This window comes from Streptomyces sp. MNU76 (genome assembly GCF_020982545.1).
In the GTDB taxonomy this organism is placed as follows: Bacteria; Actinomycetota; Actinomycetes; order Streptomycetales; family Streptomycetaceae; genus Streptomyces.
In genome coordinates this window covers 119201-138450 of sequence record NZ_JAJKLK010000008.1, presented here as the reverse complement: position 1 = coordinate 138450, position 19250 = coordinate 119201, and the positions used below count along the sequence as shown (strand labels likewise).

The 19250-nt window shown below is 71.6% G+C and carries 22 protein-coding genes and 2 pseudogenes; 15 read left to right on the top strand and 9 right to left on the bottom strand.

The window, feature by feature from the left end; translation table 11 throughout:
• Window positions 1–101 precede the first annotated feature (101 nt).
• Both E4N62_RS49525 and E4N62_RS20865 read right to left on the bottom strand, forming a co-directional pair.
• Window positions 102–362: pseudogene (locus tag E4N62_RS49525) on the bottom strand (AMP-binding protein); the annotation flags it as partial.
• Window positions 310–940 (bottom strand): annotated as a pseudogene (locus tag E4N62_RS20865) (FAD-dependent monooxygenase); the annotation flags it as partial. The pseudogenes E4N62_RS20865 and E4N62_RS49525, both read right to left, overlap by 53 nt.
• A gap of 151 nt (window positions 941–1091) precedes the next feature.
• Between E4N62_RS20865 and E4N62_RS20860 the strand changes: the two are divergent.
• From E4N62_RS20860 to E4N62_RS20825, 8 genes are all read left to right on the top strand, one after another.
• The gene (locus E4N62_RS20860; RefSeq protein WP_230216559.1) at window positions 1092–1823 is read left to right on the top strand and encodes an SCO3242 family prenyltransferase; all 732 of its coding nucleotides are present in this window, start codon (window positions 1092–1094) and stop codon (window positions 1821–1823) included.
• Between the two features lie 29 nt (window positions 1824–1852).
• Entirely contained in the window at window positions 1853–2119 is a 267-nt protein-coding gene (locus E4N62_RS20855) for a hypothetical protein (RefSeq protein ID WP_230216557.1), read from the top strand.
• A 57-nt stretch (window positions 2120–2176) separates the two neighbouring features.
• Complete coding sequence (locus E4N62_RS20850; protein WP_268269674.1) at window positions 2177–2962, top strand: sugar phosphate isomerase/epimerase; 786 nt, start codon at window positions 2177–2179, stop codon at window positions 2960–2962.
• Between the two features lie 146 nt (window positions 2963–3108).
• The gene (locus tag E4N62_RS20845) at window positions 3109–4038 is read left to right on the top strand and encodes an EboA domain-containing protein (protein ID WP_230216553.1); all 930 of its coding nucleotides are present in this window, start codon (window positions 3109–3111) and stop codon (window positions 4036–4038) included.
• Complete coding sequence (locus tag E4N62_RS20840) at window positions 4008–4862, top strand: TatD family hydrolase (RefSeq protein WP_230216551.1); 855 nt, start codon at window positions 4008–4010, stop codon at window positions 4860–4862. Before E4N62_RS20845 ends, E4N62_RS20840 begins: the two co-directional genes overlap by 31 nt.
• A gap of 10 nt (window positions 4863–4872) precedes the next feature.
• Window positions 4873–6099 carry a metabolite traffic protein EboE gene (eboE, locus tag E4N62_RS20835; RefSeq protein WP_230216549.1) on the top strand — a complete coding sequence of 409 codons (1227 nt, stop codon included), beginning with the start codon at window positions 4873–4875 and terminating at the stop codon, window positions 6097–6099.
• Between the two features lie 268 nt (window positions 6100–6367).
• A complete protein-coding gene (locus tag E4N62_RS20830; protein ID WP_230216547.1) occupies window positions 6368–7768 on the top strand; it encodes an alkaline phosphatase family protein in 1401 nt (466 codons plus the stop codon).
• Window positions 7765–8949 carry a cytochrome P450 gene (locus E4N62_RS20825; protein ID WP_230216545.1) on the top strand — a complete coding sequence of 395 codons (1185 nt, stop codon included), beginning with the start codon at window positions 7765–7767 and terminating at the stop codon, window positions 8947–8949. Before E4N62_RS20830 ends, E4N62_RS20825 begins: the two co-directional genes overlap by 4 nt.
• Window positions 8950–9417: 468 nt before the next feature.
• On the opposite strand, the gene E4N62_RS48790 is transcribed toward E4N62_RS20825, so the two are convergent.
• The 3 genes from E4N62_RS48790 to E4N62_RS48085 are packed head-to-tail and all read right to left on the bottom strand — an operon-like array spanning window position 9418 to window position 11429.
• A complete protein-coding gene (locus E4N62_RS48790) occupies window positions 9418–10650 on the bottom strand; it encodes an MFS transporter (protein WP_308185338.1) in 1233 nt (410 codons plus the stop codon).
• Window positions 10651–10700: 50 nt separating this feature from the next.
• Entirely contained in the window at window positions 10701–11252 is a 552-nt protein-coding gene (locus E4N62_RS20810; protein WP_230216543.1) for a class I SAM-dependent methyltransferase, read from the bottom strand.
• A gap of 54 nt (window positions 11253–11306) precedes the next feature.
• Window positions 11307–11429, bottom strand: a complete 123-nt coding sequence (locus E4N62_RS48085) for a hypothetical protein (protein ID WP_268269643.1) — start codon at window positions 11427–11429, stop codon at window positions 11307–11309.
• A gap of 173 nt (window positions 11430–11602) precedes the next feature.
• Here E4N62_RS48085 and E4N62_RS20805 point away from each other — a divergent pair, with 173 nt between their 5' ends.
• The 3 genes from E4N62_RS20805 (at window position 11603) to E4N62_RS20795 (ending at window position 13963) form a co-directional block, all read left to right on the top strand.
• On the top strand, window positions 11603–12508 hold the full coding sequence (locus tag E4N62_RS20805; protein WP_230216541.1) for a DJ-1/PfpI family protein: 906 nt from the start codon (window positions 11603–11605) through the stop codon (window positions 12506–12508).
• A gap of 235 nt (window positions 12509–12743) precedes the next feature.
• Entirely contained in the window at window positions 12744–13070 is a 327-nt protein-coding gene (locus tag E4N62_RS20800) for a hypothetical protein (protein WP_230211612.1), read from the top strand.
• Window positions 13071–13180: 110 nt separating this feature from the next.
• A complete protein-coding gene (locus E4N62_RS20795) occupies window positions 13181–13963 on the top strand; it encodes a transposase family protein (protein WP_230217041.1) in 783 nt (260 codons plus the stop codon).
• Window positions 13964–14210: 247 nt separating this feature from the next.
• Here the strand turns inward: E4N62_RS20795 and E4N62_RS20790 are convergent, their stop codons facing one another.
• Window positions 14211–14894 carry a TetR/AcrR family transcriptional regulator gene (locus E4N62_RS20790; RefSeq protein WP_230211610.1) on the bottom strand — a complete coding sequence of 228 codons (684 nt, stop codon included), beginning with the start codon at window positions 14892–14894 and terminating at the stop codon, window positions 14211–14213.
• Window positions 14895–14983: 89 nt separating this feature from the next.
• On the opposite strand from E4N62_RS20790, the gene E4N62_RS20785 reads away from it, so the two are divergent.
• The 3 genes from E4N62_RS20785 to E4N62_RS20775 all read left to right on the top strand — a co-directional run bounded on the left by E4N62_RS20785 (window position 14984) and on the right by E4N62_RS20775 (window position 16560).
• Window positions 14984–15673, top strand: coding sequence for a DUF4386 domain-containing protein (locus tag E4N62_RS20785; protein WP_230211609.1), 690 nt, complete (start codon window positions 14984–14986; stop codon window positions 15671–15673).
• Between the two features lie 204 nt (window positions 15674–15877).
• On the top strand, window positions 15878–16183 hold the full coding sequence (locus tag E4N62_RS20780) for a helix-turn-helix domain-containing protein (protein ID WP_230216539.1): 306 nt from the start codon (window positions 15878–15880) through the stop codon (window positions 16181–16183).
• Window positions 16180–16560, top strand: a complete 381-nt coding sequence (locus tag E4N62_RS20775) for an antibiotic biosynthesis monooxygenase (RefSeq protein ID WP_230216537.1) — start codon at window positions 16180–16182, stop codon at window positions 16558–16560. Before E4N62_RS20780 ends, E4N62_RS20775 begins: the two co-directional genes overlap by 4 nt.
• Here E4N62_RS20775 and E4N62_RS20770 read toward each other — a convergent pair.
• Both E4N62_RS20770 and E4N62_RS20765 read right to left on the bottom strand, forming a co-directional pair.
• The gene (locus E4N62_RS20770; RefSeq protein WP_230216535.1) at window positions 16520–17110 is read right to left on the bottom strand and encodes a hypothetical protein; all 591 of its coding nucleotides are present in this window, start codon (window positions 17108–17110) and stop codon (window positions 16520–16522) included. The two genes, E4N62_RS20775 and E4N62_RS20770, sit on opposite strands and share 41 nt — an antisense overlap.
• Window positions 17111–17146: 36 nt before the next feature.
• On the bottom strand, window positions 17147–17539 hold the full coding sequence (locus tag E4N62_RS20765) for a nuclear transport factor 2 family protein (RefSeq protein ID WP_184897599.1): 393 nt from the start codon (window positions 17537–17539) through the stop codon (window positions 17147–17149).
• A 144-nt stretch (window positions 17540–17683) separates the two neighbouring features.
• Between E4N62_RS20765 and E4N62_RS20760 the strand changes: the two genes are divergently transcribed.
• Complete coding sequence (locus E4N62_RS20760) at window positions 17684–18259, top strand: PadR family transcriptional regulator (protein ID WP_230216533.1); 576 nt, start codon at window positions 17684–17686, stop codon at window positions 18257–18259.
• Here the strand turns inward: E4N62_RS20760 and E4N62_RS20755 are convergent.
• Window positions 18256–19089 carry an SGNH/GDSL hydrolase family protein gene (locus tag E4N62_RS20755; RefSeq protein WP_230216531.1) on the bottom strand — a complete coding sequence of 278 codons (834 nt, stop codon included), beginning with the start codon at window positions 19087–19089 and terminating at the stop codon, window positions 18256–18258. The genes E4N62_RS20760 and E4N62_RS20755 overlap by 4 nt on opposite strands.
• Window positions 19090–19250: the final 161 nt, after the last annotated feature.

Genomic DNA, 19250 nt, shown 5'->3' with positions numbered 1-19250 from the left:
CGGTGCCGGGTGCGGCGGCGACGAACTCCGGGGGCCGCGACCTGAGCGAGGACCAGCGGCACCTGCTGCGCCGTCTCGTGGCCCTCTACACCGGACGGGAGTTCGAGCTGGGCGAAGCGGTCCGTGGCGGCCTGGGGAGCGTAGTCCTGTCCGCACACCGACCACACGGCGCCCATACTCGCGGCGGCGAGGAACGCGACGATCGCGTGCGGGGTGTTGGGCAGGTAGCCCACCACCCGGTCGCCCGTGCCGACACCGAGGTCGCGCAGGGTGGCGGCGACGGAGGCAACCTGGGAGCGCAGGCGTCTGGCGATCACCTCGTAGCACGAGCCGGTCTCGTCGAGGGCCATGATCGCCACGGCGGCCGTCGTCGCCGAGGTCGCTCACGATGATCGCCCGGATGCCGAGTGCGTGGGCGAGGGCGTTCAGCGAGGGCCCGGGTTCGGTGGCGGTCAGGATGGTGAAGGAGTCGCCGAGCACGTCGTCGAGGCGGGCACGCCGTCCGTCGGCGGCGATCCACGGCTGTGGGCAGTGCGTGCCCACGAGGCGGCCCTTGCGGAAGCGGCGGCGGACGAGGGGGCCCGTGGTCAGGGGCGGGCTGAGGTCGCGGCCGGCCGCCGTTGTGAGCCGGGGCATGCGGCAGGCCGCGGCGGATCGCGGCGGCACTGTCCTGGCCGCCGGTCATGGCCCAGCCCATGGCGACCGCGAGGCGGATCACATGCCGGGCGTGCGGCTTGCGCTCACTCTCGTAGGTCTCCAGAATTCGCTCCTCAGCGCCCTGCTGGAGGACGCGGGCGAGCTTCCAGGTGAGGTTGTAGGCGTCCCGCAGCCCGGAACTCAGTCCCTGGCCGATGAACGGCGGGGTGAGGTGGGCGGCGTCGCCGAGGAGGAAGACCCGTCCGCCGCGCCAGCGGTCGGCGAGGCGCGCCCGGAAGGTGTGCACGGCCGGGCCACAACGCGGCCAAGGCGGTGCGACAGGAACCCCGACTTCACCGGCGCGCCGAGTGACATTCCGAATAACATCACGAGCCGACAAAGGTCTTCACACTTTCTCCATGTGAATGTTCAAGTGGCATGGGTAAGTTGCCGCCATGAAAGATCGGAGAGCGTTACCGGGCTCCCGCTCGCGGCCTGCCGTGAGCCTCGCCGACCTCGCACAACTCGTCCGGGCCCCGGCCGCGTTGAGCGTCCCCGGTGACGTCCTCGCGGGCGCCGCCGCCGCGGGGCACCCGCTGGGTGTGCGGACGGTCGGCGTGATGGGTTCGTCCGTCTGCCTCTACTGGGCCGGCATGGCCCTCAACGACTACGCCGACGCCACGGTCGACGCCGTCGAGCGCCCCGAGCGCCCCGTCCCGTCCGGCCGTGTCCCGCGCCGCACCGCCCTCGCCGTCGCCGGCACCCTGACCGCCGGGGGCCTCGCCCTCGCCGCCGCCTCGGGGGGCCGCCGCAGCCTGCTGGGAGCGCTTCCGCTGACCGCCGCCGTCTGGGCCTACGACCTGAAGCTCAAGTCCACGCCGGCCGGCCCGGCCGCCATGGCCTCGGCGCGCGCCCTCGACGTCCTCGCGGGTGCGCTCGCCGCCGGGCGCGGACCGGACCGCACGACCCGGACCGGGACCGCCCTGCTGCGCGGCGCCGTCCCCGCCGCGCTGGTCGGCGCCCACACCTACACCCTGACCGCCCTCAGCCGCCACGAGGTCTCGGGCGCCCCCGCCCGGCTGCCGGCCGCGACCCTCGCCGCCTCCACCACCACCGCCCTCGCCACGGCACTCCGGCCGCCCGCACGGCTCTCGCCTGGCGTGCCGGACGACTCCGGGGCGTCTTAGGCACCACCACCGCCGCCGCCCGGGCCGGCGTGGTGACCGCGGGCGCCCTCGCCTACCTCGGCAGCTACGGAACGGCTCAGGCCCGTGCCGTACGGGAACCGTCGGGCGAGAACGTCCGACGGGCCGTCGGGGCCGGCATCCTCGGCCTCGTGCCCCTGCAGGCGGCGTTGACCGCCCGCAGCGGAGCCACGGCAGCGGCGGCGGCCCTCGGCGTCGTCCACCCCCTCGCGCGGCGGCTCGCCCGGCGCATATCCCCACTGAACAGCGCGGATTTCCGTAGGAGAAAGCCGGAATGACCCCGCCCCCACCCCCTCAGATTCGGCTACGGTACCAACGGCTTCACCAACCATCGGCTGAACGACGTGCTCGCGGTCCTCGCAGACCTCGGCTACGACGGCGTCGCCCTCACCCTCGACCACGGCCACCTCGACCCGTACGCGGACGACCTGTCCCGGCGGGTGGCCGCCGTCGCCCGGGACCTGGCCCGCTACGGACTGGACGTCACCGTGGAGACCGGCGCGCCCTACCTCCTCGACCCCTGGGGCAAGCACCACCCGACCCTCATGGCGGACGGGGCCGAGCGCAGGGTCGACCTGCTGCGGCGGGCCGTGCGCGTCGCGGCCGACCTCGGCTCACCCACCGTCCACCTGTGCAGCGGCCCCGCGCCGGACGAGGGGCTTCCCGAGCGGAACGCGTGGAAGCGGCTCGCGGCGGGCGTCGAGACCGTCCTGGAGACGGCGGAGAAGTACGGCGTCTCGCTGGCCTTCGAACCCGAGCCCTACATGTTCGTCGACACCGTGGAACGGTGCCTCGACCTCGCCGAACTGGTCGGCGGGCACGAGCTGTTCGGGATCACCCTCGACATCGGGCACGCGCACTGCGTGGAGGACCGGACCGTGCTGGAGTGCGTCCGCCTCGCCGCCCCGCGTCTGCTGAACGTGCAGATCGAGGACATGCGGCGGGGCGTCCACCAGCATCTCGAACTCGGCACCGGAGAGATCGACTTCCCACCCGTGCTCGCTGCCCTCCAGGACCTCGACCACCGAGGACTGGTCTCCGTGGAGATCCAGGGCGGTTCCCTCGACGCCCCCGAAGTGGCCCGCCGCTCGCTCGACTTCCTGCGCGCGGCGACGGCCTGACCCGACCACGCCGGAAACCGCCCGACCCCACCTCGCCGCCTCTCACGTCCCTCACCTCCGGCGTTCGTCGCCCCTGGTGTCCCTCACCACTCGCTTCCCTCACCCCCACCCCTCACGTCCTTCACTCCACCGGAGGTTGTTCCGTCATGGTTTCCACCGGTACGTCGTCCTCCGGGACGGCCGAATCCACCGACCCCCGAGCCCTCCTCGCCCGGCACCCGCTGGACCCGGCCGCCCGCGCCTGGCTCGACCAGGCCGTGGCCCGTGTCACCGAGCGCCCCGCGGCGTTACGCGCACTGTTCCCCGCCGCCCGAAGGCACTGCGGACGTGCCCTGCTGGACGCGCGCCGGACCGTCGACGAGGCCGCCCGCGCCGTCCTGCTCACCGCGCTGCCGCTGGGCGGACAGCCGCTCGCCGACGAACTGGCGGGTCTGTACCGCCACGGTGACCCGGCCGAACAACGGGCGATCCTGCGGGCCCTGCCGCTGCTCGCCGCCCCGGACGGCGGTGACGCGAAACGGGAACCCCTCGGTGACCTCGCGCTGCCGCTCGTCCGTGAGGCACTGCGGGGCAACGACAGCGGCATCATCGAGGCCGCCCTCGGCCCGTACGGGGCTGCCCGACTGCCGGATGCGGAGTACCGGCAGGCGGTGTTGAAGTGTGTGTTCCAGGAGATCCCCCTGACCGGGATCGACGGGCTCCCCGCCCGCGCCGACGCCGAACTCGCCCGGATGCTGGCCGACTTCGCGCACGAGCGGGTCGCCGCGGGCCGTGACGTGCCCGCGGACATCTGGCCCGTCGTCCGCCCCTTCCCCGCCGCCGACCGGCTCAGCGAGCGACTCACCGCCGAGACGCGGACCGCGGCCCCGAGCGCCGGGAGGCCGCCGAGCGGGCCCTCGAGGCGCTCCACCGGGACCACGGCGGCGCCACCGCCCGCCCTCCGACCACCCCGCCCTCCCTTGACCGAGCCGTACATCCACACAGCGTCACCGCCCTGGCCACAGCCGGAGCGCCTCACCGGACCGCCCGAGGGAAAGGCCTGCCCGTGCGCATCTTCGACCCCCACATCCACATGACCTCCCGCACCACCGACGACTACGAGGCGATGCACGCGGCCGGGGTGCGCGCCGTCGTCGAGCCGGCGTTCTGGCTGGGCCAGCCCCGCACGTCGCCCGAGAGCTTCTACGACTACTTCGACGGGCTGCTCGGCTGGGAGCCCTACCGGGCCGCCCAGTTCGGCATCCAGCACTTCTGCACGATCGCCCTCAACCCCAAGGAGGCCAACGACCCGCGCTGCCGGCCGGTGCTGGACGAACTGCCGCGCTACCTCGCCAAGGACCGGGTGGTCGCGGTCGGCGAGATCGGCTACGACTCCATGACGCCGGAGGAGGACGAGGCGCTCGCATCCCAGCTCCAGCTCGCGATCGAGCACGAACTGCCGGCCCTCGTGCACACCCCGCACCGCGACAAGGCCACCGGCACCCGCCGGACCCTGGACGTCGTACGCGAGTCGGGCATCGCCCCCGAACTCGTCGTCCTCGACCACCTCAACGAGCTGACCGTCGGCATGGTCCTGGACAGCGGCTGCTGGGCGGGGTTCTCGATCTACCCGAGGACCAAGATGAGCGAGGACCGCATGGTGACCATCCTCCAGGAACACGGCACCGAGCGCGTCCTCGTCAACTCGGCCGCCGACTGGGGTCGTTCGGACCCGCTCAAGACCCGGAAGACCGCCGACGCCATGCTTGCCGCCGGGTTCGACGACGACGCCGTGGACCGGGTGCTGTGGCGCAACCCGGTCGGCTTCTACGGCCAGAGCGGACGGCTGGACCTCGACGAGCCCAAGCCGGACGAGGGGTCGAGCTTCCAGGGCAACTCCGTCCGGCGCGGCGGGGAGTGAGGGAACCCCCGTGCGCTTCCGTCACCCGGACGGCTCCACCGTCCACCTCGGCTACTGCAGCAACGTCCACCAGGCCGAAGACCTCGACGGCGTCCTCACCCAACTCGCCGACCACGCCGAACCGGTCCGGGAGCGCCTGGGCGTGGACCGGCTGGGCATCGGACTCTGGCTCGCCCGTGACGTGGTCACCCGGCTCACCTCCGCACCGGGCGAGGTACGGCGCCTGAAGAGCGAGCTCGACACCCGAGGTCTGGAGACCGTCACCCTCAACGCCTTCCCCTACGCCGGGTTCCACCGCGACGTGGTCAAGAAGGACGTCTACCTCCCCGACTGGGCGGACGAGGCCCGCCTGGCGCACACCCTCGACTGCGCCCGCGTCCTCGCCGCGCTCCTGCCCGACGACGCGGAACGCGGCAGTGTCTCCACCCTGCCGCTGGCCTGGCGCACGCCTTGGCCGCCGGACCGCGCCGACGCCGCCCGCCGCGCCCTGGACCGGCTCGCCGCCGGACTCGCCACGATCGAGTCGGACACCGGCCGCCGTATCCGCGTCGGTTTCGAACCGGAGCCCGGCTGCGTGGTGGAGACCACCGCCCAGGCCGTACGGGAACTGCGCGGCCTCGACCCCGAACGGCTCGGCGTCTGCCTCGACGCCTGCCACCTCGCCGTGCAGTTCGAGGACCCCGGCGCCGCCCTGCGCCGCCTGGCCGAGGCCGGGCTGCCGGTCGTCAAGCTCCAGGCGTCCTGCGCGGTCGAGGCCCCCGACCCGTCCGACCCCGCCGCTCGCACGGCCCTGCACCGCCTCGCGGAACCCCGCTTCCTGCACCAGACCCGCACGGCGGCGGGGTGGGACCAAAAGGCCGAGGAGCTGAGCCGGGCGGGAGAGGTGCCGCGGACGGCGGACCGGCGGGCGGAGCCGGAGGTGCGAGGTGTCGACGATCTGCCGGACGCGCTGGACGGGGGCCTGCCCACCGGCAGCGGCCCCTGGCGCGTCCACTTCCACGCCCCGCTGCACGCCGACCCCGAACCGCCGCTGCGCACCACCGCCGACCAGTTGGGCCAGGTGCTCGCCGGACTCCTCGGCGGGCCCTCGGCCGACTGCGACCACATCGAGGTCGAGACCTACACCTGGTCCGTCCTTCCCGACCCGCCCACCGACCTGCCCGGCGGTATCGCCGCCGAACTCTCCTGGGCCCGCGACCGGTTGACCGGCCTCGGCCTCAAGGACGACCGGCGATGACCCGGACGACGCGGCCCCACCGGGAAGCCCCCGGTCGGCTCCCGGCCCACCATCGAGGAGAACCCGCGATGAACCTCCGGACTAGGGGGTGTTTCGAAAGTCCCGCACAGCACCCACGGCGCCCGGCACGCACTCTCGCCGCACCGGCCGAAACCCCAAGTACGTCCAGTACGAGGGCTTTCGTCCGGCACGCCGAGAGCACGCACCGGACACCGCGGGCACCGCACAGGACTTTCGAAACACCCCCTAGCACCGAGGAGAACCAGCGATGAGTACCCGACCCAACCGGCTCGTCGTTCTCGACATCGTCGGTCTCACCCCCAAGCTGCTCGCGCACATGCCCGCCGTGGCAGCCCTCGGCGAGCGCGGCTTCCGGGCCCGGCTCGACCCCGTCCTGCCCGCCGTGACCTGCACGGTCCAGTCCACCTTCCTCACCGGCGAACCGCCCTCCGGGCACGGCGCGGTCGGCAACGGCTGGTACTTCCGCGACCTCGGCGAGGTGCTGCTGTGGCGCCAGCACAACGCACTGGTCGGCGGGGAGAAGATCTGGGAGACCGCCCGCAGGACCGACCCCGACTACAAGGTCGCCAACATCTGCTGGTGGTACGCGATGGGCGCGGACGTCGACCTCACCGTCACCCCGCGCCCGGTCTACTACTCCGACGGCCGCAAGGAACCCGACTGCTACACCTGGCCGCCGACCCTGCACGACGAACTCACCGACCGCCTCGGCCCGTTCCCCCTGTTCACCTACTGGGGCCCCAACGCCGGCATGCCCTCCACCCAGTGGATCCTGGGCGCCGCCCGCCAGGTCTTCGACGAGCACGACCCGGACCTCACCCTCGTCTACCTCCCCCAACTCGACTACGAGCCCCAGCGATCCGGCCCGGACTCACCCGCCACGATCCGCGCCGCACGCGAACTCGACGACGCGCTGCGCCCGTTGCTCGACCACTTCCTGCGCGAGGGCGCCACGGTGGTCGCGCTCAGCGAGTACGGCATCACGCCCGTCTCCCGCCCCGTGGACATCAACCGCGCCCTGCGCCGGGCCGGACTGCTCCAGGTGCACACCCAGGACGGCATGGAGTACCTCGACCCCTGGACCTCACGGGCCTTCGCCGTCGCCGACCACCAGGTGGCCCACGTGTACGTACGGGACCCGGCCGACACCGCGGAGGTCGCCAAGCTCCTGGCCGAACTCGACGGTGTGGAACAGGTGTTGGACGCCGAGGGCAAGGCCTCGCACGGCTTGGACCACGAACGCTCCGGCGAACTCGTCGCAGTCGCCGACCCGGACGCCTGGTTCACGTACTATTACTGGCTCGACGACGAGCGTGCCCCCGACTTCGCCCGCCAGGTCGAGATCCACCGCAAGCCCGGCTACGACCCCGCCGAGCTGCTCTACGACGAGACCGTCCCCGCGGTGAAGCTGCGCGCCGTCGGCCAGGTCGCCCGCAAGAAGCTGGGCTTCCGCTACCGCATCAGCACGGTGCCGCTGAATCCCGCCGGCGTCAGCGGCAGCCACGGCCGGCTCCCCGCCCACCCCGACGACGGCCCCGTCCTGCTGTGCTCCACGAGCGAGCCGGCCCGGGAGGCGTACGCCGCCACCGAGATCAAGTCCCTGCTGCTGGGCCTCGCGGGCCTGTCGGAAGAGGAGCCTCACGCATGACCACCCACCCGTCTCTCCCCACCCTCCGCCCGCTGCTCGACCCCTCGCCCGAGTACGCCAAGTGGCGTACCGAGGAGCCGATCCGCCGGGTGACTATCTGGGGCGACAACAGCCCCTGGCTGATCACCCGGCACGAGGACGCACGCGCCGTCCTGGCCGACCCCCGCTTCAGCGCCGACGCGACCCTCGACGGCTTCCCCGGCTTCCGCTCGCAGTCGCCGCCCCGGGCGCCGGGCCAGTTCTTCATGATGGAACCGCCCGACCACACCCGTCTGCGCCGCGTCCTGATCCCCGACTTCACCTTCCGCCGCATCGAGCAGCTGAAGCCGGCGATCGCCCGGATCTGCGGCGAACTGCTCGACACGATGACGACGGACGGCGCCACGGCCGCCGACCTGGTCGAGGCCTACTCCCTGCCGCTGCCGTCGCTCGCCATCTGCGAGCTGCTCGGCGTGCCGTACGAGGACCACGACTTCTTCCAGAGGCAGGCCAAAGCGTTCAGCAGTCTGTCGTCGGGGCCGGACGAGATGATGGCCGCCCGCAAGGCCCTCCACACCTACCTGGGCGAGCTGCTGGCCCGGCGCGGCCGGGAGCCCGCCGACGACCTCCTCTCCCGGCTCGCACGGGACCGGGTGGCGACCGGCGAGATCAGCGCGCCCGAGGCCGTCGGCATCGCCTCGCTGCTGCTGGTGGCCGGCCACGAGACGACCGCGAACATGTTCCCGCTGGCGGTCGTGGCCCTGCTGCGCAACCCCGCGCAACTGGCCGCCCTGCGCGCGGACCCCGGCCTGTGGCCCGGTGCCGTGGAGGAACTCCTGCGTCATCTGACCGTCGCGCACTCTGGGCTGCGCCGGGTGGCCACCGAGGACGTGGAGGTGGCCGGTGTCCGCATCCGCGCGGGCGAGGGCGTGGTCGTGGCGCTCCAGGCCGCCAACCGCGACCCGTCCGTCTTCGCCCAGCCCGACACCCTGGACGTGCGCCGCGGTGCCTCCGGCCATCTGGCCTTCGGCCACGGACTGCACCAGTGCATCGGCCAGTCCCTGGCCCGCGCGGAACTCCAGGTCGGCCTGCCCGCGCTCTTCGACCGTCTGCCGGGCCTACGCCTGACCGCACCGCCGGAGGACTTCGCGCTGACGATGACCACGGTGCACGGGGTGCGGTCGCTGCCGGTCGGCTGGTAGCCGGCGCGGTTTCGGCGGAGGCCGGTGAGGCCGGTGAGGCCGGGGCAGGAACGTCGGCCTCACCGGCCAGTTCGCAAGCCGACAGGGGGAGCTGCCCCGGCCGGCCCCGGTGCTGCTGATGGGCACCCGCGTGCTCGGCGAACTGACCATGCGGGCCGAGTGGGCCTCCACCCGGCCCGCGCGGTCACCGGCCTGGAGGCCCGTCACGAGGTCGGGCTCCGCGACCTTTCGCTGCCCGGCTGCCGAGTCCTGCAGGAGCACCTGGTCGGCTGCGGGCCGGGACGAGCGCCTCCGCACTGCTGCGGCCGGCCTGCGGGGTGCTGCTCTTCCCCGCCGCCGATTCCGCGGCGCCGGTCAGCTCCCCTGGGGCTGCACCGCTGGTTCGGCACCCGTGCCGACCCGCCCCCAGGGGATCCCGGCGTCACAGGCTCTCCTCCTTCGAGCGGATCGGCGCCGATCCGCGGTCCGTCATCGACCGGACGACCCCGCGTGGCTGATCCCGTCGGACGCGATGGGTGAACTCGCCGAGACGGCGGAGCTGCTCAAGGCGCGCCAGGCTCTGACCGGGAGCACCGACTTCCTGACGGCCAAGTCCCTGCACGGCGTGGACCCGGACGGCAACGAGTTCGAGGTGCTGTGGCGCACCCCACGCGCCGACTGGCCGATCTCGGACGAGAACCAGAAACCGCTCCCGCTGGACCTCCGGTCGGCGATCGACCGATGGGGCCCCGATCTCAGAACGGGAGCGGCCGCCGGGGCGGTCACGTGACAGCGCGTCGGACCCGGCGGCGCGAGACCGGTCGGCGGGCAGGGTGCCGTGACATGCACCCGTTCAAAGGACTTGCCGGCCGGATGGTCTCTCGACCACCGGCCCAGCGGTGAAGCCTTCTTCCCCACCCAACTCGCACGTCCACGCGGGACTGCGCTGGCCGGCCGCGCGCTGCGAGGACCTCGAACTCCACCTCGACGTCGCCGGTGTCGTGCTCTGGGGACGAGCACCATGCGCCAGCCCGCCCGCGCGCTGTCGTCGCGGACCGTGGTCCCCGGGGTTCGGGGGCCCAGCGCGTCGCCGGCCGGATCGGAGGCCCGCTCGCTCCGGAACAGTCCCAGCCCGTGGAAGGCGAAGGCCGCGATGGCGGTGGAGGTCAGGGTGCCGAGTCCGACGCAGTACCAGAGGCCGCGCCAGTTGCCGGCGCCGACGAACGACGGGACCAGGAGACTGTTGACGAAGACGCCGTAGCTGGTGCCGCTGGAGATCAGGCCCAGCACCTTGCCGCGGTGTTCGTAGTCGATGGTCCTGCCGACGATCTCGACCAGCGGTACATAGACGGAGGCCGCCGTGCCGCCCATGATCGTGAGCAGCACACCGATGACGACGATGCTGTCCGTGAGCGGTATGAGCACCAGGCACAGACCGCACAGGGCGGCCGAGCCGATGGTCACCTGACCGCCGCCCACTCGGGTGGAGAGCCAGGTGCCGAGCAGCGCGAACAGCAGGAATCCGAGCTGTCCCGACGCCGTGACCGTACCGACGACGGTGTAGCCGAAGCCGAGGTCCTTGCGCATGTCGGTGACGATCTGCGCGAAGAGATAGAACCCGAATCCGTAGGTGGCCGCCACGAAGCTGGTCAGCAGCGCCGTGATGACGAACGCGGCGACGACGCGTGAGCGTGGTGTGGGTGGCGAAGTCTCGGTTGCCACAACCGGTGCCTTTCTCTACCTGTCCGACCAACTGGTGTGGGCCGGTCGTGTCAGGGCTTCCTGGCGACGTGGATGATGAAATCGGTGGTGTCGTCGTCGAAGTTCCGGTCGAAGTCACCGAATTCCTCGACCGCCGCGAATCCGGAGTCCACGAGCAGGTCGGACAGTTCGGCGGACAGGATCGGGTACACCTCCAAATGGTGGGTGTCGCCGCCGGGGAAGTCGTAGCGGAAACGGCAGAGCCGGTCGTCGATGTGCGCGACCGAGACCGAGGCCCCCGTCCCGCAGTAGTAGTAGTTGCCACTGCTGCGGTAGCGGTGGCGGCGGATGGCGTCGAAGTTGCGGTGGTCGACGACGAGCACACCGCCGGGGTTCAGCGCCTGATGGAACTCGGCGAGGACCGCTCGGCGCTCGGACTCCTGGAAGAGATGGGGGAAGGAGCTCCCGAGGCAGACGATCGCGTCGTAACGGCCGTCGATGTTCTCCCGCAGCCGTCTCCAGTCCGACTGGACGATAGGAAACGACTGGCCGTGACGGGCGGCGTTGACACGGGTGCGTGCCTGGCAGATCGCCGGGATCGTGGCGGTCGTGCTCGCCTCCATCGGCAACACGCTGGCGTCCGGCCGGAAGTGAGCTCGGCGCCCCCGGCGCGCCGCTCAGTCGTTCCAGTGCGCGGGCGGGGGCGCCGGCCGCAGCCCGTGACGGATCGCGTGGGCCGTGTCGATGCCGTACACCACGTCACGGAAGAAGCGCTTGAAGGCGATACCCGGTGCGTACATTCCGTCTCCACCTCTCTTCATCCCTGCGTCTCTGCGCCGATACGTCTCTGCGTCTCTTCGTCCTGCTGACATCACCAGCCTTCCGTGAGCGCACGACGCGGACCAGTGGCGGCAATGACACCCTTCGATAAGATTCCGCCAGGGACTCCGTCATACCGAGGGAGGAGCGAGCGATGAGAGAGCGGCGGGCAGAGGCCCCTTACCGGGTCGCCGTGCTGGTGACGGACGAGACCTCGGCCTTCGAGGTCGGCATGGCCACGGCCGTCTTCGGCCCGTACCTGGGCGACCTGATCCCCGGACGCTACGAGCTGCGGCTCTGCGCGGAGCGGCCCACCTCCGTCCCCCTGGCGGGCGGTGCCGTGCTGACCACGCGCTATGGGCTGCGGCAGCTGCGCACCGCCCACACCGTCATCGTGCCCAGCAGCGCCGATCTGGACGCACCGCCGTCCGACGCGCTGATCGAGGAGCTGCGCGCCGCGCACCGGGCCGGTGCGCGCGTAGTCTCCACGTGCACGGGCGCCTACAAGCTGGCGGCGGCCGGACTGCTGGACGGCCGGCGCGCCACCACGCACTGGCGGTGGGCCGGTCTGCTGCGCACCCGCCACCCGCTGGTCGAGGTGGATCCGAATCCGCTGTACGTGGACGAGGGCGACGTCCTGACCGGTGCCGGCAGTGCCGCCAGTCTGGATCTGTTCCTGCACCTGGTGCGCAAGGACTTCGGGACGGAGCTGGCCAATACGGTGGCACGCCGCCTGGTGATCCAGCCGCACCGGGACGGCGACCAGGCGCAGTACATCGAGGCGTCGGTGGCGGCCCCGCCGGAGGACGACGGACTCGCGCGGAGCATGGCGTGGGCGCTGAAGAACCTGGGCGGACCGATCACGGTGGGCACGCTGGCCCGCGAGGCGCGGATGTCCGAGCGCAGCTATCTGCGGCACTTCGCGAGGAGCCAGGGGATCTCACCGATCCGCTGGCTGATCTCACAGAGTGGTGTGCATCGTGAAGTCGCAGGTCGTGGGCCTGGTGTGAATGACGACTGGGGTACTCGCGCCGGTCGGCGGCAGATGACCTTGGTGTAGATCATCGGGCGAGTCTGGTTCCGGCGGGATGCCGGGTTCGGCTGCGCCCACGACCTGCCCCCGCCTACGATCCGTCGGCAGGTCGGCACGCCATGAGATCGCGGGAGGGCCCGGGATGCAGGAGCGGCAGTGGATCACCGCTCGCCGGAACGAACCGTACGCTCTCGCCGAGGAGTTGACCAAGCAGCTTCAGGAGGTCTAGGTCGAGCGGGACGAACTGGCGATCGCGGAGCGGGTGTTGAACCGCCTGGCCGAGCAGGCTCAGGCCGACGCCGAGGCTGTCGCTCCGGTATCGGCGAAGGTAGCCGGGCGGGCAGTCCTGCTCATCCCGCACCGCAGCGACGCGGCCGATGAGGGCGCGCTGCCCGGCGACTACCGAAAGATCCTGGCGATCGTGCGGGAGGCCGACGGCCCGGTGCAGGTCAGGGCGGTCGGCGAGCGGCTGGGCCTGGACGCCTCGGTGCGCGGCAAGCTGGAGCCGTTGCGGGCGAAGATGACCAAGCTCGCCGACCGCGGCTGGCTGCACAAGCGTCCCGACGGGCGGTTCACCGCACGTTCGTAGCCGCGCGGGGCTGGCCGTAACTGGCGGGCCTTCGGCGGCAGTTGAGTTTGGTGTGAAGAAAAAACAACAGTCTCGCCGAGAGTCCTGACGGCCTTGTTTACACCGCCCGCCTGCCGTTGTCGAGCGCGACCTTGAACTGGCTCGCCGACCTGATACGCGGTCATCTGAAGAAGATCGGCTCGCGGTGGCGGGCGCTGCCCGCCGGGAAGATCGCCGGCATCGTGCTGGCGGTCCTGCGTTGTGACCAGCGGCCCGGCGACCTGGCCGGTGGCAACGGCATCCACCGCACCACCGTCACCCGGTGGGTGCGGGAAGTCGTCGGCCTGCTGGCCACCCGTGCCCCGCGCCTGGACCGCGCGCTGAAGAAGATCGCCCGAAAGGGTGGCGGAGTCGTACTGCTGGACGGCTCCCTGATACGCACCCGGCGCCGTACCGGCATGGCGAACCGGAAGAACTATTCCGGCAAGCACAAATGCCACGGCCTGCTCGTGATCGCGCTCACCGATGACAAGGGCCGGCTGATCTGGGTCTCCGCCGCACGTCCCGGACGCACCTCGGAGATCACCGCCTGCCGTCACGGCAAGCTCACCGCCCACCTGCGGGCTGCCGGCCTCGGTGCGATCGCCGACCTGGGGTTCGTCGGCCTCGACGACAGCGGTCCGGACGCCGACCCGGCGGTGATCACCGGCTACAAGGCCGCCCGGAACCGGCCTCTGACCCGAGGTCAGAAGCTGTCCAACAAGGCGCTGGCCGCGGTCCGTGCCCCGGTCGAGCACGGCTTCGCCCACCTGAAGAACTGGAGGGTCCTGGGCAAGGTCCGCACCGACCCGAAGTGGGCGACCACGCTGGTCAGGGCTTTGTTGGTACTGACGAACCGTGAAGTTGCCCGCTGACCGGTGATCTACACCGAAGTCATCCGCCCGCGACCAGCACGAGCCTCCCGAGCACAGTGCTCAATGGTCGGCAATGGCCCCGGAAGGCGGAACAGGCTGCCCAGCAAGTCCGCTGGTGCGGGCTGCGGCGCGGGCCCGGTGACCTGCACACGGGCGGGCCAACCGGGTTGCATAGGCGCCTGCGCTCCCGGTTGCAGCGTACTCCACAAACAGGGCTGGGCCTTGGCGGCCGTCCACACAGGCCCTGTCAGCGACGGGCGCGGTCGAGGCCGTCCAGGAGCAGGTCGAGCGTGAACTCGAACTCCGCCTGACTGTCACACCAGCCGAGCGTCGGGTCGTCGGCATCGTGCAACTCGGCCGACACCATGGCCGTGAGGTGCGGAAATGCGTCGGCCATCACGGCGAGGTCCTCCTCGGCGGCGTCGGTGTCGACGTCGCCGTCAGCCGTGGCAGGGCTGAACAGCTCCTGAGCGAACCCGAGCACCATGCTGCCGAGGGCGTGCAGCGCCCGGTGGCCGAGGTGGTAGGAGAACCCGCCACAGATCAGGGTCGCCAGAACCTCCTCGAAGTAGCCGTACAGACTGACCGGGATGACCCGTCGCGAGCCTATGAGCCCCGGAGCCCACGGGTGACGGAGCATCACCTCGCGCGCGGTCAGGCACCGGCTCCGCAGCTCCGAGCGCCAGCCGCCTCCCTCCTGCCCGGCCCGTACGGTCTCGGCCCGGACCTCCGCGACCACTGCCTCCACCAGCCCGTCGAGCAGCCCTTCCTTGCCGGGCAGGTGATGGTAGAGCGACATCGCCTCCACTCCGAGTGAGGACGCGAGGCGGCGCATGGTCACCGCGCTCAGGCCCTCGCTGTCCGCCAGCCGCATAGCCGCCGCCAGCACACGCTCGCGGCTCAGGGACTTCCGCGCCGGTCTCGGGGTCACGCCGTCGTACTCCTCACTCAAGCCTCTTGCCGTCACCTTACAACGTATGGTGTCCTTACACGGTAAGGCTTCTCTCACCTGGAGATACGATGGCTCTTACCGCCACCCCGGATACGAGTACGGCAGCACAGCCCGACCCTGCCACGGCTCGCGTCACCGGCCTGCTCTACCTCGGTCTCGGCATCAGCGGCATGCTTGGCTTCCTGGTCATCCGCCCACAGCTCTTCGACCAGGACGACCCTGCGGGCACACTCACCCAGCTCCTCGAACACGAGACCCTCGCCCGGACCGGCATCGCCCTGGAGCTGGCGATTGTGGTGACCCAGGTGCTGGCCGCGCTGTGGTTCTACCGGCTCTTCCGGCCGGTCGACCCGTTCGCCGCCGGGGCAACCGCCGTCTTCGGCACCGTCAACGCCGTGGCCATACTCGGCAGCGCCGCGTTCCTCGCCACTGCGCTCGACGCGGCACTCGACCCGGTCGGCGAGGACACCAGCCAGCTCATGTACCTCATCAGCGAGAACATATGGGGCGTCGGCAACGTCTTCTTCGGACTCTGGCTCATCCCCATGGGCCTCGCGGCTCTACGCTCCGGCTGGACACCGCGACCGCTGGGCTGGATCCTCGTCGCCGGCGGAGTCGGCTACCTGCTGAGCGTGTTCGTCACCTACCTCGCCCCGTCCGCCGGTCCGATTGCGGAACTCCTCGTTGTGCCCGCCACGGTCGGCGAGTTCTGGATGATCGGCTGGCTCCTGCTCCGCGGTCTACGCCGCCTCACCTGACAGCGCGTACGAACCGTTCCGGTGCGCTGCGTGGTTGCTGGCCGCCGCCTTACTTGACGGCTGTGATGACACGCAGCCCCCGCGGGTCGGTGGTGTCCTGCCCGACACACAGTCGGCCGAGGACAACATCGTCCTCGTGCTCTGCCGCGAACCCTGCTGGTCCTGACGAACCGCGAGGTCGCCCGCTGACGGACGATCTTGTCGGTGGACTGCCGCCCCGGACCTGCCCGAGCCTCCCGATGCCTACGCACACCAGGCCGATTGACGTGCAGTTTTCACGATGCACAGGGCTCACAGCGGGTCCGCGCGAGCCTGCCGCTGCTGGAGACCTCACAGGCCTCCGTGGAGGAGGTCTCGGCCGCTGTCGGCTTCGAGTCACCCGTGACCTACCGACACCACTTCACCAAGATCATGCGCACCTCGCCGTCGGCCTACCGCCGAGGCTTCCGCACGGTCCAGGTGGGCAGGGAGGCGACTGGGCCCGATGCGCTCCGTACGGTAGCGCCATGAGCGATCACTCAGAAGCAACTGTCGCGCCCGTCGAGGCCTACGAACCCCCTTACTACGTGGCTGTGTTCACCACCGTGCGGACCGAGGATCAGGAGGGCTACGCGGAGACGAACGCGCGTATGGAGGAGCTGGTGAAGTCCCTCCCCGGTTACCTCGGGATGGACCATGCGCAGACCCCCGGCGGGCTGGGCATCACCGTCAGCTACTTCCGTGACGCCGACGCGCTGACGCGGTGGCGTACCGACGTCGAGCACCGCACGGCGCAGAAGCGCGGGCGTGCCCAGTGGTACCAGAGCTACTCGCTGCATGTGGCGAAGGTGGAGCGGAGCCACGGGTTCACGCGAGCGGGGGCCCCGCGGAACCCGGCAGTGGACTGACCGGCGGACCGGGGCGGGCGGCGGTGCCGTCGAGCACCGCCGCGAGGTCGTCCGCCGACTCGGGCGCGAGCCGGTAGAACCCCTGGAGGCTGACCGCGCGCTGCAGTCGTCCGTCCGCCACGTACTTCAGGTTCCGGGTCTGTCCTCGGCGGTTGCGCCAGGTCAGGCGTCCGAGGAGGTCGCCGGGTATCGGCAGGTCGAAGCGCACCGGTGTGGCGTCCACGTGCACGGCCTCGGCCCCGCAGCCGCCCGCGCCGAGCGCCGACCATGCGTGGTGTCCGGGGAACCCCGGGTCGCTCCAGGTCGCCGGAGCGGCGCCGCAGCAGTCGCGCCGCTCCCTGTCGACCACGCGCATCCGGCTCACCACCAGTACCTCGCCCCGGTTCACGTGCAGCGCGTACACCTCGTCGTCGGGGCGGGCGCCCGACCAGGCGGGGAGCGAGGAATGGACACCGCTGAAGGCGACGGGCGGGCGCTCGCCCTCGCGCCCCGCCGTGCGCAGGGCACGGCACGTGTCGTGGGTCCACAGGACCGTGAAGGCATCGGACATGCCGAGATCCTACGAACGGGCGCTGACAACGCATGGTCAGCCTTCGGCCGCCTCGCGGGCGATCTGCTCGAACTGTGCGCCCATCGCCTCGGACAGCGCCTGGGCGGCGGAGAGCGGTCGGACCATCACCGTGAACTCGTCGATCTTCCCGTCGTCGTCGAAGTGCAGGAAGTCGCAGCCCTGGAGCCGCTTGCCGGCGACGGTCGCGGTGAAGACGAAGGCGTGGTCGCGCCCGTCGGGGTTGGCGATCTCGCGGACGTACGTGAGGTCCTCGAAGACCCGGGACACACCCCGCAGGATCGCGGCGGTGATCGCCTTGCCCGGATACGGCTTGAACGCGACCGGGCTGGTGAAGACGACATCGTCGGCCAGCAGGGCGGCGACGGCCTCCATGTCGCCGCTCTCCACGGCCTTACGGAAGGCGTGCATGAACCCACCTCTCACAGAGATTCATATTCAACGAGTTGAGTAAGCCATGAGGAGACTAGAGGGGTGCGTCACCCTTGTCCACACGGCGAAAGGGCAGGGAATGGTCACCCCGTTGAGTGATCACCGCGCTGCTAGCGTGTGCCCATGGCTTTGCGGAACGCGGTGATGGCCGCGCTGCTGGAGGGCGAGGCGTCCGGATACGACCTCGCGAAGGCGTTCGACGCGACGGTCGCCAACTTCTGGATGTCGACTCCCCAGCAGCTCTACCGGGAGCTGGAACGCATGGAGGCCGAAGGGCTGGTCACGGCCCGCGTCGTCGAACAGGAACGCCGCCCCAACAAGCGCCTGTTCTCGCTGACCCGGGCCGGGCGCGAGGCCGTGCGCGCCTACACCGCCGAGCCGCCCGGGAAGCCGGAGGTGATCCGGGACGAGCTGATGGTCAAGGTGCAGTGCGTGGACGTCGGCGACAGCGAGGCGGTTCGGGCCGCCATCACCCAGCGCATGGAGTGGGCCACCACCAAGCTCGCCCACTACGAGAGGCTGCGCCAACGCCTCCTCGACGGACGCTCGGAGGAGGCCTACTTCACCGAGGCCGAACGCGTCGGCCCGTACCTCACACTGCTGCGCGGGATGTCCCTGGAGCGGGAGAACCTGCAGTGGGGGGACATGGCCCTGCGCAGACTCGACCAGCGCGCGGCCGCGGCGCGCCCTCGCGTCTAGGCCCTGCCGGACAGGCCCTGGCGGGGGTCCTGGCCGGACGCCTGGTCAGTGGGTGTGGTCAGGGGCGTGAGGGTGGGCCGCTTGGCCTGACGGCCGTCGCCCGAGGACCGGCCGCGCAGACGGCGGCCGAGCCAGGGGCCGAGGAAGGTACCGATCCAGCGCGCCTCGGCACCCACCGCCCGCCAGGCGGCGACGGGAGCCTCCTCGACGGGCAGGGGCAGGGTCCAGGTGTCGTCGCTGCCCGGCAGGTCGAGCGCCTGGGCCACGGCGGCCGCGATGCGCTCGTGCCCCAGCGGGCCCGCGTGCAGCCGGTCGGCGCTCCACAGTCGTGGGTCGGCCGCCGCGGCGTGCACCGCCGTCTCCGCGACCACCACGCCGTGACGGCCTGCGGCCTCCCGGACGCGGTCGTTGAGGGCGAGCACCCGGCGGCCGATCGGGCGGGCCAGCGGGGAGATGCGCCCCACGTCGGGGAAGGTGAGGGTCGCGACCGTGGCGCCCTGGGCGGTGAGGGCGGCGAACATCGCCTCCAGATGGCCCGCCACCTCGTCGAGGTCGACGCGCGGGCGCAGCACGTCGTTGACTCCGGCGACCACGGTGGCGAGGTCGGGGCGCATCGCGAGCGCCGGGGCGAGCTGCTCGGCGCGCACCTCGCCGGCCTTGCGGCCACGGACCGCGAGGTTGGCGTACCTGAGGCCGGGACGGTGCCGGTCGAGCCGCTCGGCGAGCCGGTCCGCCCAGCCCCGCGGACCACGGTCGTCGTCACCGTCCCCGAGCCCCTCGGTCTGACTGTCGCCCAGGGCGACATAGCGCAGATACGCACCGCTCGGCACGGAACGACCGCCTCTCGTCGACGCCGTCGGCACAGCGACGGCCCCTCGTCATAGTCAACGATGAACCTAGGTGCATCGTTGACTATGAAGATAGCAGCAGGCTCACGGCCGCACAGGGGGTGCCGGGACGCGGGGCCCGCGGACGGCGCCGCCCTGCACGC